Here is a 16211-nt window from a genome sequence, read left to right as displayed (position 1 = left end):
GGAGCCAGTGCGTTGGGCGGCTCTGCCGACTTGAAGCAACTGGCGTTCAAAAGTCAAAAGTCAAAATGAATACAGCTTTAGTATTTCGTTGATTTGGAATGGGTTGTTTATTTCCGCCGATGTGTACTTGTAACTTTCAACTTCTTCTCTCTGCGTCTTTTTTGGCTTGTGCGTAAGCTATTTCTTTAGCAACCGTCTCTTGAAAGTTTGGGGAACAGCGTAAATCCTGCGTTTTAAATATCTCTTGCCTAATACCCAAATTTTAAGGATATAACTAGTGGAAAAAATAGCCATCATCGGATTATCATGTCTATTCCCCGATGCTAAAAACCCTGAAGAATTCTGGCATAATATTGTTAATCAAAAAGATTCGACATCTACTGCAACAGTCGAAGAAATCGGAGTAGATCCGACAATCTTTCACAATCCAGTTAAAGGAACACCAGACAAAACCTATTCTCTCAAAGGCGGGTACATCCGCAACTTTCAATTTAATCCTTCCGAATACAATCTCCCATCAGAATTTCTTACTGGCTTAGATAACACCTTCAAATGGTCATTGTATGCCGCCAAACAGGCAATTGTACAGAGTGGTTATTGGGGTAATCAAACTGTTCTCTCAAAATGCGGCGTAATTTTAGGCAATTTGTCATTTCCGACAAAATTATCTAATCAATTATTCTCTCCAATTTACCAGAAAGCGATCACACCTGCTGTCAGAGAACTTTTGCAGTATGAAGACTTTGATTTAACTATTCTGCCAAGTGCAACTAAAGCGTCTTTGTACAATGCGATGATATCTGGTTTACCAGCATCTACAATTGCTCAAGCCTTTTCACTCTCCCAGATTAATTTATGTCTGGATGCTGCTTGTTCGTCATCATTTTATGCGATTAAGCTAGCGTCTCATTACTTATGGTCACACAAAGCTGATGTCATGTTAGCTGGAGCCATAAGTTGTGCAGATTCCCTATTCGTGCGGATGTTATTTTCTGGTGTTCAAGGGTATCCAGAAAACGGTATCAGCCGCCCCTTAGATAAGTCCTCTAGAGGGCTAATTCCTGCCGATGGTGTTGGGATGGTGATGCTGAAAAGATATTCTGATGCTGTTAGAGACGGCAATAATATTCTCGCCACTATCTGCGGTAATGGACTCTCAAATGATGGCAAAGGTAAGCACCTACTTAGTCCTAATCCTAAAGGACAAATCTTAGCTTTTGAACGAGCCTATCATGAGGCAAAAATTAGTCCAAAAACCATCGATTATCTAGAGTGTCACGCCACTGGCACATTGCTAGGAGATACAACCGAATTCAACTCCATAGAAACATTTTTTGGTCAAAATCAAGCTGCGCCTTTGGTGGGTTCTGCCAAAGCAAATACTGGTCACTTGCTAACTGCTGCTGGTATGGTTGGCTTGACTAAAGTGATTTTGAGTATGTCTCATGGCGTAATTCCACCAACCATAAATGTTACTGAACCTTTAATTTCCGAAAAGAAAACAATTTCTGCCGACAAAATTGTTAGAACAGCTACGTCATGGCCGAATAATAATACACAAATTAAACGGGCAGGCATCAGTGCTTTTGGTTTTGGCGGCACTAATTCTCATCTGATTTTAGAACAAGGAACTACAACACAACCAGTTGATTCAACTGCACCTATTCCACCTGCCAAAATTGCCATTGTCGGCATGGATGCCTTTTTCGGTAGCTGCAATAGTTTAGATGCTTTTGAACGGAGTATTTATGATGGAACCCAACATTTTATTTCCCTACCGCCTCAAAGATGGCACGGTATAGAAAATCAAGAAAATGTTCTGAAAGAGTACGGTTTAACAGATGCTAAAGCACCAGTTGGAGCATACATCAAAGATTTTGAAATAGATACTTTCTCGTGCAAAATCCCACCTAATGAAATAGAAAAATTAAACCCACAACAATTATTGCTCTTAAAGGTTGCCGATCGCGCCGTGAAAGATGCGAAACTACAGGAGGGTAGCAATGTAGCGGTTATTGTCGCCGCTGAGACAGAGTTTTCTGTACATCAGCTACAGCAAAGATGGAATCTGTCTTGGCAGGTTAAGGACGGCTTACTCGCGCAAGAAGTTTCTTTGCCTGCTGAACAGCTGGCGCAACTGGAAACCATTGTCAAAGATAGCATTCACCAACCAGTAGAAATCGGCGAATATGTCAGTCATATCGCCAACATTATGGCGAGTCGAATTTCTACTTTATGGAATTTCACTGGCCCTGCATTCACGATGACGGCTGGCGAAAATTCTGCCCTTAAGGCGTTGGAAGTTGCACAAATGCTACTTACTACTGGAGAAGTAGATGCAGTGGTTGTTGGTGCAGTGGATTTGGCAGGTGGTGTGGAAAATGTCTTATTCCGCAACCAGTTTGCACCAATTAATACGGGTGTGAATACGTTGAGTTTTGATCAACAAGCCAATGGCTGGACGGTTGGCGAAGGTGCGGGTGCTGTCGTCCTGAAACGCTACGAAACTGCTAAGGAAAACAAGGAACGCATCTATGCAGTTATTGATGCCATGAGTTTCGCTCAAGATAATTCTACTGTCAGTAACGCTCCGGTAAAGCCTGATGCTTCAGCTATCAGCAATGTCTGCAAACAAGCTTTCCAGATTGCAGATATTCAACCCACAGATGTTAATTATGTGGAAGTTTTCGGTAGTGGTATTCTCCAGGAGGATGAAGCCGAAATCACAGGTTTGCTTCAAGCTTATCCGAAAGTGGGAAGTGGTTTGCACTGTGCATTGGGCAGCGTCAAAGCTAATATTGGTCACACCTGTACAGCATCGGGAATTGCTAGCTTAATTAAAACCGCTCTGTGTCTTTATTACAGGTATATTCCCGGCACTCCCAAATGGTCTGGTGTCAAAACACCGCAAGTATGGGAAGGTAGCCCTTTCTATGTCGCAATGGAATCAAGACCTTGGTTTATCGATAAAGATGCCACACGCAGAATAGCAGCAATTAATAGTATGGGTATAGATGGGAGTTATGCCCATTTAATCTTATCGGAGGAACCCAATCAAGAGGAGCGGGACAATAGATATTTGCAGCAAATGCCTTTTCATCTGTTCCCGATCGCAGTTAGCGATCGCTCCAACATCCCAGATTTACTTAACAATCTTCAACAAACCATCGAAACTAGTTCTTCTTTATCCACTACAGCCAGTCAAACATTTGCTAATTTTGAACAGCATCCTGAGGCAAAATACGTCTTCTCAATCACAGGACGTAATAAAAAAGAACTACTCAAAGAAATTGAATCTGCCCGTAAAGGTGTAAACAATGCCTTTGAGAACGGCACAGATTGGCAAACACCAATAGGAAGTTATTTCACAGCTAAACCATTGGGTAAAACCGGAGCGATCGCTTACGTTTATCCAGCAGCTGTCAATTCTTATGTGGGTATCGGTCAGAATCTCTTCCGCTTATTCCCGAAAGTCTACGATGACACAATATTCAATAGTCTTGCCAACCGTGCCATCGAAATTCATCAGCGACTTTATCCCCGAAGCTTGCATAAGTTTTCTACCAGACAACTAGAAACTCTTGAAAAAGAATTCCTAGACGATTCCCTAGCCATGTTTGAAACAGAAATTGCTTATTCTCGACTCATTACCACAATTATTCGAGATGATTTTAAAGTCAAACCACAATGTGTCTTTGGCTATAGTCTGGGCGAAACTAGCATGATGTCTGCCCAAGGAGTTTGGAGCAATTTTTCTGGTGGAAGTAACACTTTAAACTCATCCCCTCTCTTTGGAGATAGATTATCTGGCCCTAAAAATGCTGTGCGTGAGTATTGGGGATTAAAAGATGTTCCTGATTCACAAAACAACTTTTGGATAACCTATGTTCTCATAGCCACACCATCCCAAGTCAGAGAATGTCTTAAACATGAGAATCGGGTTTATTTAACTCAAATTAATACACCAGAAGAAGTGTTAATTGCTGGTGATGAAGCAGCTTGTAAGCGAGTAATTCAAACTCTAGGTTGTAATGCTTTTCCAGCTCCCTTCGACCACGTAATCCATTGTGAGACGATGCGATCGCAGTATGAGGAAATCAAGAAGGTAAACACTTTACCATCGCAAACTCTCCCAGGTATTGTTTTTTATTCTGCTGCTGATTATCAACCGCTCGCACTTGAAAGTGAAGCGATCGCTCACAGCATTGCCAAAGGATTGTGCCAAGAGCTTGATTTTCCCCGATTAGTTAATCGTGTCTACGATGATGGTGTGCGAATATTTTTAGAAGCAGGCGCAGGTAGTGTTTGTTCACGATGGATTGATAAAACTCTTGGCAAGAAAGAACACCTCACAGTTTCTCTGAATCGTAGAGGTATGGATGACCATGCTTCTATAGTCAAAGCATTAGCAAAACTACTCAGTCATCAGGTGAATGTGGATTTATCACCACTCTACAGCAAAGTCCAAGAAACCACCAATCAAACTAAAGCAACATTGAGAACAGTTACCTTGGGTGGGAAAGCGATCGCTGCTACAATTTTGAGTAACGAAAATCGCAAACTTGTTGAAGATTTTGCTGGAGATATTAGGAGCGATCGCTTCAAAAAACAGCATTCAAGTATACCTAATATCCAAGAATCTGAAATCACAGATTCTCTTAATACTTCCAACAAAATAACTCAACAAGAAAGTTATTCTTCTAACATCTTGCCATCCCTTACTCAGACAGAAGAAGTCAAACCAAAAAATATCATTGATAACGGTTTTGAACCGAGAGAACAATTACAATCTTCTGAGTCAAGCGCAATTGGGCAGCAAATTCCTCTTTCTTCTCCACCTGTCATTACTCAAAAAATTAGTAGCATCATCAGCATGTTCGATTTAAATAAGACTCAGTATCAAAAGCTTAATGCTAATAATTCAAAGATAACTAAAGCGCACACTGCTTTTTTACAAGCTAGACAAGATTATAGTCAACAAATGAGCGAAATCATTCAATTGCAACTAACTTGCGCCCAAAACTTGCTTAACGACGAATCCTAATAAATCATACCAATTCTCTCTCAACTTGCACCAACTAATTCTTAACTCATCTCTTCCTTGGTGTCCTTCTCTAACGAGACGCTGCGCGTTGGCATTCGCGTTAGCGTCTCTGAAAGAGAAGCCTCTCGTAGAGAAGGCGTCCTTAGTGGTTCCTTTAATAATTATTACATGCATCTTCATAGAGAATTGGTATGAAAACATAGACTTTTATAAAAAGTCTACACCCTTCAGCTTTTATCATCCATTGCTTGTAATTCAGAGGGATAACTGCCGTGACAACCGTAGATACGGTGCTAAGTAAACACGATGATGGTCTTAATTTTTCTGCCTGGTCTTATAACAAAAACCAGGTTTGGAAAGGTTCTTTAGAAACTGTATCTTTTGAGCAACAAACCATCAAAAGTAAATTGATGGTGTTAGATAAACCCTGTTACATCGTGAAAGTTGCCGGAAAAATCGGTGTCACTAATGAGGGATATTTATCCCCTGGTGATAATGGCACAACAGCACAAGTAGAACTGCTGACATTTGTAGCACCAATTCACATTCAACAGTTTGGAGATCCCAATTTTCTCTCCTTTCATGGAGTGAAATATGCTTATGTTACTGGCGCAATGGCTGGCGGAATTGCTTCTGAAGAAATGGTCATTGCACTAGGAAAAGCGCAAATTTTGAGTTCCTTTGGTGCAGGTGGTTTAATTCCAGAACGTTTGGAAGTAGCCATAAATCGCATTCAAGAAGCTTTACCTCAAGGACCCTACGCCTTTAATTTAATTCACAGTCCCAATGAACCTGCGATTGAACGTAGGGCAGTGGATTTATACCTCAAATATCAAGTGAGAACAGTAGAAGCATCTGCATTTCTCGACTTGACTCCCAACATTGTTTATTACCGTGTTGCTGGATTAGGGTTGAATAACGCCAATCAAATTGAAATCAAAAATAAAATCATTGCCAAAATTTCTCGCCGAGAAGTTGCTACTAAATTTTTGCAGCCAGCACCAGCTAGAATTCTCAAAGAACTTCTTGAACAAGGATTAATTACTGAATTACAAGCAACCCTTGCAGCTAAAGTTCCAATGGCTGATGATATTACTGTCGAGGCTGATTCTGGGGGTCATACAGATAACCGTCCCCTGGTTTGTTTGTTACCTTCTATTATTGCCTTGCGGGATGAAATTCAAGCACAATATCATTACCAAACACCTATTAGAATCGGAGTAGCAGGGGGAATTGGTACACCACAATCAGCATTAGCAGCCTTCATGATGGGTGCTGCTTATGTAATGACCGGTTCCATTAATCAGTCATGCGTTGAATCTGGGGCTTGTGAACATACCAAAAAATTACTAGCTCAAGCAGAAATGGCTGATGTGATGATGGCCCCAGCAGCAGATATGTTTGAAATGGGGGTCAAATTACAAGTCCTCAAACGGGGTACGATGTTCCCCATGCGAGCGCAGAAATTATTTGAACTATATCGCGCTTATGATTCGATTGAAGAGATTCCTTTGGTAGAAAGAGAGAAATTAGAAAAACAAGTTTTTCGTAAGAGTATTGCTGAAGTATGGGAAGGAACAGCGGCTTATTTGTCCCAGAAAAATCCTGAAAAACTGGGTAAGGCAGTCAATAATCCTAAACTGAAAATGGCGTTGATTTTCCGCTGGTATCTAGGATTATCTTCTCGTTGGTCTAGTTCTGGTGAAAAAGGTAGAGAAGTCGATTATCAGATTTGGTGTGGCCCAGCAATGGGCGGTTTCAATGACTGGGTACGGGGTTCCTACCTGTCTGAAGCAAATAATCGTCAGGTAGTTGATGTTGCTAATCAAATTATGACTGGTGCAGCCTTTTTGTATCGTGTTCAAAATTTGAAAATTCAAGGACTGCAAGCTTCCGATTATTACAGTCACTATCACCCTGTCCCTTCTAAATTAGTGGAGATTTAAAAATGACTATAAAACAGTCTTTTACAGCAGATGATATTCAAGTATTTTTGATATCTAACTTAGCCGAGTTGCTAGGAGTAACAACTGATGAAATAGATGTCAAAGAACATTTAGAAAATTCTGGCTTGGATTCAGCCCAAGCAATGATTCTAGTAAGTAAATTAGAAAAACTGCTAGGATTTCAACCATCTCCGTTGCTCCTGTGGCATTACCCAAGTATTGAAGCTCTTTCACAGCGTTTAGCTGAAGAAGTGCAAGAGGGTTCACCAGTTCAAGACACAAAAGTTGTGCGTCAGACATCTTCTAATGCCAACGCTGCCCCCTCTGTTCTAAATTTGAGTGCCGAGGCTGTTCTTGACCCCACCATCCATCCCGGCGCTGCATCTAATGTGCCTGTAGGTGAACCCAGAAACATCTTTTTAACTGGAGGAACAGGCTTTTTAGGAGCTTTTGTCATCCGGGAATTACTCCAAGAAACTAATGCGGATATCTATTGCTTAGTGCGTGCTGCTAATACCGAAGAAGGCAAGAGCAAACTCCAAAATAATCTGCAACAGTATGCAATTTGGCAGGAAGAATTTAACTCCAGAGTTATTCCTATTGTCGGCGATTTATCTCAGCCATTGTTAGGTGTTGGCTCTGAACAGTTTCAAATTTTAGCTGCCAATATTGATACTATATATCATAGTGGTGCTTTGTTGAATTATGTTTTTCCCTACTCTGCACTAAAAGCAGCCAATGTTTTAGGAACACAGGAAGTTTTGAGGCTGGCATGTCAAATTAAAGTCAAGCCTGTACATTACGTTTCTAGTGTTGCTGTTTTTGAATCGACTGCTTATGCTGGCAAGGTTGTCAAAGAACAGGATGAATTCAATCATTGGGAAGGTATTTATCTTGGTTACTCCCAAACTAAATGGGTAGCTGAAAAGTTAGTCAAGATTGCTCGTGACCGAGGACTTCCTGTAACTATGTACAGACCGCCACTGATTTCAGGAGATAGCAAAACAGGCATTTGTAATACACATGACTTTATCAATTTGATGACCAAGGGCTGTCTACAAATGGGAAGTTTCCCTGATGTAGATTATATGTTAGATATGTCTCCTGTGGACTATGTAAGTAAAGCCGTTGTTTATCTATCACGGCAAAAAGAATCCATAGGAAAAGCTTTCAATTTACAACATCCCCAACCTGCCGCTTTTAAAATACTAGTTGAGTGGATACGCTCATTTGGTTATTCAGTTAAGATGATTCCCTATGAAGAATGGCAAGCAGAGTTAATCAATAATGTGTCTTCTGTGGATAATCCTTTATACACTCTGCGACCCTTTTTACTGGAACGCTGGTCTGATGAACAACTGACTATTCCTGATTTGTACCTACAAGCTCGAAGACCCCATATTAGCTGCCAAGATACCCTTCATGCACTAGCAGGCAGTTCTATTGTTTGTCCTCCCATTAACTCTCAATTGTTTATGACTTATACCGCCTACTTGATTCAAAGCGGCTTCTTAAATATCGCTTAGGAATTCACAACTTTCGTAAGGTGTGTTGCGTTAGGAACGTAACGCACCATCCTGAATATTTTCGGAGCGTTATGGAAGCCGTAACACTACGCCAGTTGCGACAACGGGTAGCGCGTAAAGCCTGTGGCATGGAAACTCTTAGAGACGCTATTCGCGTTCGCTTAGAGCGAGTCGCTAATGCTGCGTTACCCTTGCGTCAGGAACCTCCCAACGGGAAAGCCAGTCGCCTACGGCGCTGGACTCACCGCAACGCACTGGCTCCCCTACAAAACAGAAGTTTTGTGTTTTGTTTAGTCCATGTTCTTTAGGACTCAGTACTACTTAATAGTCAATATTTCCAATGCCACCAACAACTCATACACCAACAGCGGCAATCTAATTGTCCTGTTTTTTTATACTCAATAATGTAAACTTTTAGGATTCACCTTTTGATAGAAGCGATCAAGGATAGAATAGTTAGTGTCAGGCATAAAAGTTTGATTTTATCTGCTTGTTTTTGTGAGTAATCAAAAGCGCTATCTGGCGACAAGCCGCCACGCATCTACACTAGCAGTCTGGAATAACTGAACTTTTTTAATGCCCAACTTATTCGATGCATAAGTCCTAAATTTATGTTTAGACTGCTACATCTACCCAAGGCACTACACAAGCAATTGAAAGGGTAATAACTTAAGACATTTCTTGTCGGTTCAGATATTACGCGCACTTATTTGTAGAACGATAACCACTATAAATGTAATGCAGCTTCATCAAGTCGAATTCACCAACCTTTTTACATGAACACAACACACCGAGGACAGAACAAACAAACTGCTCTTATTACTGGAGCAGCAGGTGGAATTGGCTATCAATTAGCATGTCTTTTTGCTGCTCATGATTACAATCTTGTTTTAGTAGATAGAAATGGGGTAATGCTTGTAGAAATTGCAGTTAAATTCCAAGAAAAATTCGGAAATTTTGTTACAACTCTTGTTAAGGATCTATCTATACCAACAGCTCCTGAAGAAATTTTTGCAGAGTTGCAACAAGCCAATATTAAGGTTGATGTGCTGGTAAATAATGCTGGATTTGGGATCTATGGATTATTTCATGAAACAGACCTAGCGACTGAACTGGAAATGCTACAGGTAAATTTGGTGTGTCTCACCCATTTAACCAAGCTATTCCTGAAGGACATGGTAAAGCAAGGTGAAGGAAAAATATTAAATGTCGCCTCAGCCGCTGCCTTTCAACCAGGCCCTTTGATGGCGGTTTATTTTGCTACTAAAGCCTATATCTTATCTTTTTCAGAAGCGATCGCTAATGAATTAGAAGGTACAGGTGTCACCGTGACAGTTCTTTGCCCAGGCTCAACAGCATCTGCGTTTCATGAAAGAACCGGGATGGCTGACTCGAAGTTGCTCAAGGGCAAGAAGATGATGGATGCACAAACAGTAGCCGAAATTGGTTTTCGCGCCTTAATGAAGGGTCAAACCATTGTCATTCCTGGTTTTATGAATAAACTACTTGCAAAAAGTGTTAGATTTGTACCCAGAAACTTGGTGACAAAAATTGTCAGAAATATGCAGGAAGATAAATAAACGATTTAAAATACTGAACATCAATACTGCCAACACTTTAAATGCCAGTCAAAATTCTCTATAGCAACAGCAGCAACATAATTGTTAGCAGGCACTAATTCAAAAAGACTCCAGTCTTCAGATATCTGTAACTTGGCTGCTTCTGTAGGAGTCAGTGACACCTCAATTTGCTCTAACTGAGCTAGTCCGTCTCCAGTTGCTTTTAAATAAGCTTCTTTACAAGTCCAGTAACGGAAAAATACCTTTTGCTGTTCGCTGGGAGATAGCGATCGCAACATTTCATATTCTCTCGATAAAAAGAACCGTTTGGCAAGAGTTTCTAAATCAGACATTGGGCGAATATATTCTAGGTCTACGCCAATTGGGCGGGTGCAATTTACCGCACACAAACCCAACCCTTGGGAATGAGACAAGTTAAACGCCAGTCCAGTATCGGCAAATGCATCTGCCAATACTGGTTTACCACGGTGTTGATAATTAAACTGAACTTGTGAGGGCTGGATATCTAAATAGCGACCTAATATAGTTCGGAGAATACCACGGCCAGCAATGAACCGCTGCCGATGTTCCTGAAAATAGAACCGTTCAGCCCGAGCCATTTCGTCACTGGAAAGAGTTGCTGTCAAATTTTGCAGATCTGGTTCTGGTTGGTCAAGGTCTATGCGCCAGACATGAATCTCATTCTGTAACAAAGTTAAATTTGTCGGTGTAGGTAGCCAGAGATTATGAGTAGCAGTCATGATAATTCGTAATTCGTAATGAAGTTTGCAGACTCGCTACTGCTACGCTAACGTAGTTCATAATTCATAATTAAATTTTGAATTGGGTATGAGATTAACTTTGATTAGGTTCTTATTGGTGTTGACATTGTAATTTGGGAAAGTAAAAAGTAGTACTTTAGTAAAAAGGGAGCAGTAAAGCCAAACTATTCATACTCCAGTCCAATCAAATAACTTGATGGCTTTCGTGTGTTTTTCCATATAGTTGAATAATTAACTAATGTTCTCAAAAAGTTTTATTTATTAATTATACTAAAATAACACTAGGTAATTTTATTTTTGGAGATATCTAATGGGAATCTATCGTTTCCTGTTATCAATCTTTGTTGCCATAAGTCATGCAGGAGTACTTATAAACGGCTTAAACCCCGGAGTGATAGCCGTAATATCATTCTTTATTATAAGTGGATATGTAATGACAGCCTTGATATCTAAAAACTATTTTGAGCCGAAAAAAATTGTTTGGTTCTATCTCGATAGGATTTTGAGAATTTATCCGCAGTATTTATTTAACATAATAGCAGTTTTAATTATTTATTTTATCTTTGGATTCAACTCACATTATCTTAGTAAACCTACAGAAATTGGATTATTACAAAATCTTTTGATAATACCTATGGGATTTTATATGATTCCTTGGGTAGGAGAGAAATTCATAATTATTCCACCTGCATGGTCGCTGGGTCTTGAAGGATGTTTTTATATCTTAATTCCATTTTTATTAATATATAAATTACAAAAAGTCTTTTTTCTATTATCATATATAATTTTTTTTATGGCTTATTTAGGAATTATTAACACAGATTATTTTGGTTATAGATTAATATTTGGAACAATATTTATCTTTTTTTGTGGTAGCTTTTTACATAAAAATAACAATATTATTACAAATCAGCCAGTAAAGTACACATTAATTTTTTCCTGTTTATTATTGGCAGCAACTTTTTTATATCCCCGTTTGATATTGCCCTACAATCGAGAAGTATTGATAGGATTAATATTAGGAATTATGATTATACCTTTATTAATAAAAATTAAAAAAACATATTTAGATGAACTTTTAGGTAATCTATCTTACGGATTATTCTTATCTCATTACTTGATTATTTTTGAGTTTGAGAAACTAGGGATACACTGGAACTTAAAATGGATTTTGCTAATGCTATTATTTTCTACATTTCTTTCAGCAATAGGTTTTTTCTGTTTTGAAAAGCCAGTAATTGCTTGGCGTAAAAAAATTAGAAATCAACATAATTAAAGGATGTTGATTCACAGAAGACCATGTTGCTATTAGTAGGCAAGGGTATACGGTAGGGCATAGAGTTTGAATACAATCAAACTAGGATTTGGTTGTATCCCATTCCACAGAAGGAAAACTTAGTCGGTTAATTACCAGTTCATTGTCAAAACCCCAAATACTATTCGCCCGTTCAATCGCTGCTGGATCAATGCTTCCAAGATGGGCATCATGGATTTGCCATGCCAGTTTTTTTAAATTCTGTGCAATCCCTGTTTCCAAATATCTGCCAAAGGGCGTTGTAACTAGATAAGATAGCGATCGCTCAGAATCCAAACTGGGACAAATCACCATACTATCGCCAATATCGCTATCTTCTAGTCCTAAATCTCCATGCTCCCTAATCACTTCAAGAGCGACCTTCACTGCCCATAGTGCTAATTGCCCTCCTAAAGAATACCCTGTAAACCAAAATTTCCCAGGACATCCCATTGCCTTAGCAGCGATGCGAACAAAATCTTCCCCCTCGTACAGTCCATCATCAGTCAGAGTTGGGGACAAAACGGCAGTTTTGCCGTGGGCACGCCAATCAAATAACACCACAGCGTATCCTTGAGCATAAGCCTTACGTCCTAGCACTCTCAAAAACCATTCTGTTTCTAACTCTCCAGTAATGCCATAAGTACCGATAATCGTGCTATGAGCATTTTTAAGGATGCAACCAAGCCAAAAATTGGCACACCTTGGCTACCAGTAAAGATTTTTTCCTGATAATACGGTTCTGGATCTTGGGTAATACTTTTCCAGTAACGTCTTCCCCACAAAGCGGTGTATACAGTCATCTTTACACCGTTTTGTAAAAATTGAGACGGATTGTAATGGGCAGTATAACACATCATAGACTATAAGATTTCGTGTAATTGAGTCTTGATTTCACAGTCATTTAATCTTAATATTTATGTAAGATTTAAAACCTTTTTCATAATCGATTCAAAAATCTTTGTATCTATCAAAGGTTGTTATTTATCCTTAATAAGTAGTAATAATTTTTTAAGAATGCCGAGGATTCTTGTCATAGACGATGACCCAGCGATTTCAGAACTAGTTGCCGTCAACTTGGAAATGGCTGGCTACGATGTAAGTCAAGCTGAAGACGGTATCAAAGGTCAAGCGCTGGCTCTCCAGCTACAACCAGACTTGATCATGCTCGATTTGATGTTGCCCAGGGTAGATGGGTTTACCGTTTGCCAACGCCTGCGTCGCGACGATCGCACCTCTGAGATTCCGGTGTTAATGTTGACGGCTTTGAGCCAAACTCAGAACAAGGTGGAAGGCTTCAATGCTGGCGCAGATGACTACCTCACCAAGCCTTTTGAAGTTGAAGAAATGCTGGCGCGGGTGCGGGCACTTTTGCGGCGGACTGACCGGATTCCCCAAGCAGCCAAGCACAGTGAGATTCTGAACTATGGCTCACTCACTCTCGTTCCCGAAAGATTTGAGGCAATATGGTTCAATGAGACGGTGAAATTGACTCACTTGGAATTTGAGCTACTTCACTGCTTGCTGCAACGCCACGGTCAAACGGTTTCCCCCAGCGAAATCCTCAGAGAAGTTTGGGGCTACGATCCTGATGATGACATTGAAACGATTCGAGTCCATATTCGCCACTTGAGAACCAAGCTAGAACCAGATCCCCGCCACCCCCGCTATATCAAGACAGTGTATGGTGCCGGATACTGTCTTGAGTTACCCGGTATACCTCCATCAACTGAAGGGGCTTCGGTAACAGTCGTTGAATGAAATCATGCTAAATTACCTTAACTAAGCTATCACTTAGACAAGAACTTCTAGAAACTCTTAATTCCTTACCGTTTAGTTAAGGTTATTGCTGAGATTTTCCGGTGTGTAGAGACGTTGCAATGCAACGTCTCTACAAACTTATATAGATAGGGAAATCATTTTATCCCATGGGTATTAGTCTAAAATCATGTCAACAGCTTAGACTTAATAACAATAAGCGATGAGAGAATAGGACTTTGGGATAGCAATATAGTAAGCGATCACAGGGCAAACGCATCTAAAGGATAAGAATTCTTTAATAGCAAGGGTTTGGGCATTTGAGAATTTAGGCGATTTTTTGCTCAAGATCCTTATACAACAAGGGTTTCATAAATAAGAGTGCGTTTACCCTGATGGCGATCGCTCCGGTGGTCAGCACTTCAGCCAGCTACACAATCCCTATACTTAACTAATAAATTTCCTAGTTGTTGCACGAAGTTGACTATGAGAAAAGTGAGTGGATATCAAGTCGCTTGTCGTGGTTCTAAATCTTAGTTCTTTGATCACATGCTGGCAGCTTGGACTGCCATGTCAACGTTGACGGTTGCAACAAAACTGGCCAGAGCGATCGCGCCGACGTTGGCGATTAGATTTTTCTATTTTCTAGTATAAAAATCACTTGACAACATGAGTTAAAAGGTGATATCAACTTTTATACCGATTGGTAAATAAATGACGCACTGGCAATTAAGATAATCCGCTTTGGGGATTATCTTGCGATCACGCATTATACCCGTCTGGAGGAAGTCGCCTTCGACATCATTTTCCTCGCCTGTACCGGGACACGGGACGGTGCTTGATGTCGAAGGCGGCTACAGCGCTTAAGCATAGAACTTATCGAATAAATCTCTCGTTCACACTCAACTCATTCAAGGGAGCCATTACCATGTCACAGAAATTCACAGGAAAAATCGCACTTGTTACCGGCGGTAACAGTGGCATTGGACTAGCCACAGCAAAGCGGTTTGTCGCAGAGGGGGCGCACGTTTTTATCACAGGTCGTCGTCAAGATGGACTTGATGCTGCGATTAAGGAGATCGGCGAAAATGTCACTGCTGTTCAAGGTGACGTGTCGAATCTCGCCGATCTTGATCGCCTTTATGCCACGATTAAAGAGCAGAAAGGACACCTTGATATCCTCTTTGCAAACGCAGGTAGCGGTGAGTTTGTGCCGCTCGAACAGATCACTGAGGAGCATTTCGACAAGACATTTAACATTAACGTCAAAGGTGTTGCCTTCACGGTGCAAAAGGCGCTACCACTGCTTAAAGATGGCAGTTCAATTATTTTGAACGCTTCGGTATCAGCCTCCAAAGGCCAACCCGCATTTAGTATTTATGCCGCGACTAAGGCAGCCGTGCGCTCATTTGCACGCACTTGGTCGGTTGACCTCAAAGAACGCCACATCCGGGTCAATGTCGTCAGCCCTGGAATCGTTCCTACACCAGCTTATGAGGGTCTTGGGATAACTGACGAAATGTATACAGCGATGTTGAATGGCGCTCCGCTGGGGCGCGTAGGAACACCGGATGAAGTGGCAAAAGCTGTCGTGTTCCTGGCTTCAGACGACAGCAGTTATATTACCGCCATCGAATTGTTCGTTGATGGCGGTATAGGACAAATCTAATCGCTTTTGGTCAGCTCGATAAATCTAGCCTGCACTCAGCTACGGTCAAACAATTTTGGATTTTGGATTTTAGACTTCGGCTCCTTTACCTCGGCTTCTCTACGAGACGCTGCACGAATGCTCAAGGCAAGTCGCTCAGTCGAACGATTTTAGATTGACCCCATGCTTGTCCCTTGGGCGTTCATGCTCTTTAAGCAGTTGCTCTGAATAAATAATTTTAGATTTTGGATAATAGAATTGTTCTCGCACAGGACTTACGCAAAAAGGCAGTGAAAGCCTTGATTTCGCGTAGGGGCAATTCATGTAGACGCATTCGCGGAGCGTCTGTCTGCGACACGCTGCGCGAAGGTAGAGAAGCGGCTTCCCACAGGGTATTGCCCCTACATTTCGTACTTGATTAGGACTTACGCAAAATATCTCTGAAACTCTGATTTCTCCGTGTCGCGCCAGTTGCTTCTCCCAAGGGGAGACGCTGCGCGAACAAGTCTCTTAACCGCAAGGGCGCACTGGCTTCTCTGCGCCTCTGCGGTTCGTTATTCCGTAAGTGATGCGTAAGTCCTATCACGTTTAAATTCGTTTGCTTTCAGACCTTTTTAAATTTTGAATCTTTCAATTCCATTATCCAAAATTTAA

At 40.8% G+C, this 16211-nt stretch carries 9 protein-coding genes and 1 pseudogene; 8 read left to right on the top strand and 2 right to left on the bottom strand.

Annotated features, from left to right (window positions below; translation table 11 throughout):
* The first annotated feature begins 277 nt into the window (after nt 1-277).
* From V7K48_RS27345 to V7K48_RS27325, 5 genes are all read left to right on the top strand, one after another.
* The gene (locus tag V7K48_RS27345; protein WP_335077236.1) at nt 278-5044 is read left to right on the top strand and encodes a PfaB family protein; all 4767 of its coding nucleotides are present in this window, start codon (nt 278-280) and stop codon (nt 5042-5044) included.
* A gap of 272 nt (nt 5045-5316) precedes the next feature.
* Complete coding sequence (locus tag V7K48_RS27340) at nt 5317-6990, top strand: PfaD family polyunsaturated fatty acid/polyketide biosynthesis protein (protein WP_335077234.1); 1674 nt, start codon at nt 5317-5319, stop codon at nt 6988-6990.
* Between the two features lie 2 nt (nt 6991-6992).
* Nucleotides 6993-8516, top strand: coding sequence for a thioester reductase domain-containing protein (locus V7K48_RS27335; RefSeq protein WP_335077232.1), 1524 nt, complete (start codon nt 6993-6995; stop codon nt 8514-8516).
* Nucleotides 8517-8587: 71 nt separating this feature from the next.
* Nucleotides 8588-8824 (top strand): hypothetical protein, encoded by a 237-nt coding sequence (locus V7K48_RS27330; protein WP_335077230.1) that lies wholly within the window; start codon nt 8588-8590, stop codon nt 8822-8824.
* 468 nt (nt 8825-9292) lie between these two features.
* Nucleotides 9293-10096: an SDR family NAD(P)-dependent oxidoreductase gene (locus V7K48_RS27325; RefSeq protein ID WP_335077228.1), complete on the top strand. Its 804-nt coding sequence runs from the start codon at nt 9293-9295 to the stop codon at nt 10094-10096.
* A gap of 20 nt (nt 10097-10116) precedes the next feature.
* Here the strand turns inward: V7K48_RS27325 and hetI are convergent, their stop codons facing one another.
* A complete protein-coding gene (gene hetI / locus V7K48_RS27320) occupies nt 10117-10836 on the bottom strand; it encodes a 4'-phosphopantetheinyl transferase HetI (protein WP_335077225.1) in 720 nt (239 codons plus the stop codon).
* A gap of 331 nt (nt 10837-11167) precedes the next feature.
* On the opposite strand from hetI, the gene V7K48_RS27315 reads away from it, so the two are divergent.
* Complete coding sequence (locus V7K48_RS27315; RefSeq protein ID WP_335077223.1) at nt 11168-12133, top strand: acyltransferase family protein; 966 nt, start codon at nt 11168-11170, stop codon at nt 12131-12133.
* A gap of 102 nt (nt 12134-12235) precedes the next feature.
* On the opposite strand, the pseudogene V7K48_RS27310 reads toward V7K48_RS27315, so the two are convergent.
* Nucleotides 12236-13011: pseudogene (locus tag V7K48_RS27310) on the bottom strand (alpha/beta fold hydrolase); the annotation flags it as partial.
* 157 nt (nt 13012-13168) lie between these two features.
* On the opposite strand from V7K48_RS27310, the gene V7K48_RS27305 reads away from it, so the two are divergent.
* Together V7K48_RS27305 and V7K48_RS27300 are read left to right on the top strand one after the other, a co-directional pair.
* A complete protein-coding gene (locus V7K48_RS27305; protein ID WP_335077220.1) occupies nt 13169-13912 on the top strand; it encodes a response regulator transcription factor in 744 nt (247 codons plus the stop codon).
* Nucleotides 13913-14837: 925 nt separating this feature from the next.
* Nucleotides 14838-15578: an SDR family oxidoreductase gene (locus V7K48_RS27300; protein WP_335077218.1), complete on the top strand. Its 741-nt coding sequence runs from the start codon at nt 14838-14840 to the stop codon at nt 15576-15578.
* Nucleotides 15579-16211 lie beyond the last annotated feature (633 nt).

The sequence above is a fragment of the Nostoc sp. genome (assembly GCF_036919615.1).
In the GTDB taxonomy this organism is placed as follows: domain Bacteria; phylum Cyanobacteriota; class Cyanobacteriia; order Cyanobacteriales; family Nostocaceae; genus Nostoc.
The sequence above is the reverse complement of the archived record's forward strand: the minus strand, read 5'-3'. Positions and strand labels throughout refer to the sequence as shown.

Excerpts from the sequence above, each read along its gene's own strand:
- V7K48_RS27335 (WP_335077232.1), top strand. The coding sequence starts at position 6,993 with ATGACTATAAAACAGTCTTTTACAGCAGATGATATTCAAGTATTTTTG.
- V7K48_RS27330 (WP_335077230.1), top strand. The coding sequence starts at position 8,588 with ATGGAAGCCGTAACACTACGCCAGTTGCGACAACGGGTAGCGCGTAAA.
- V7K48_RS27325 (WP_335077228.1), top strand. The coding sequence starts at position 9,293 with ATGAACACAACACACCGAGGACAGAACAAACAAACTGCTCTTATTACT.
- hetI (WP_335077225.1), bottom strand. The coding sequence starts at position 10,836 with ATGACTGCTACTCATAATCTCTGGCTACCTACACCGACAAATTTAACT.
- V7K48_RS27315 (WP_335077223.1), top strand. The coding sequence starts at position 11,168 with ATGGGAATCTATCGTTTCCTGTTATCAATCTTTGTTGCCATAAGTCAT.
- V7K48_RS27305 (WP_335077220.1), top strand. The coding sequence starts at position 13,169 with ATGCCGAGGATTCTTGTCATAGACGATGACCCAGCGATTTCAGAACTA.
- V7K48_RS27300 (WP_335077218.1), top strand. The coding sequence starts at position 14,838 with ATGTCACAGAAATTCACAGGAAAAATCGCACTTGTTACCGGCGGTAAC.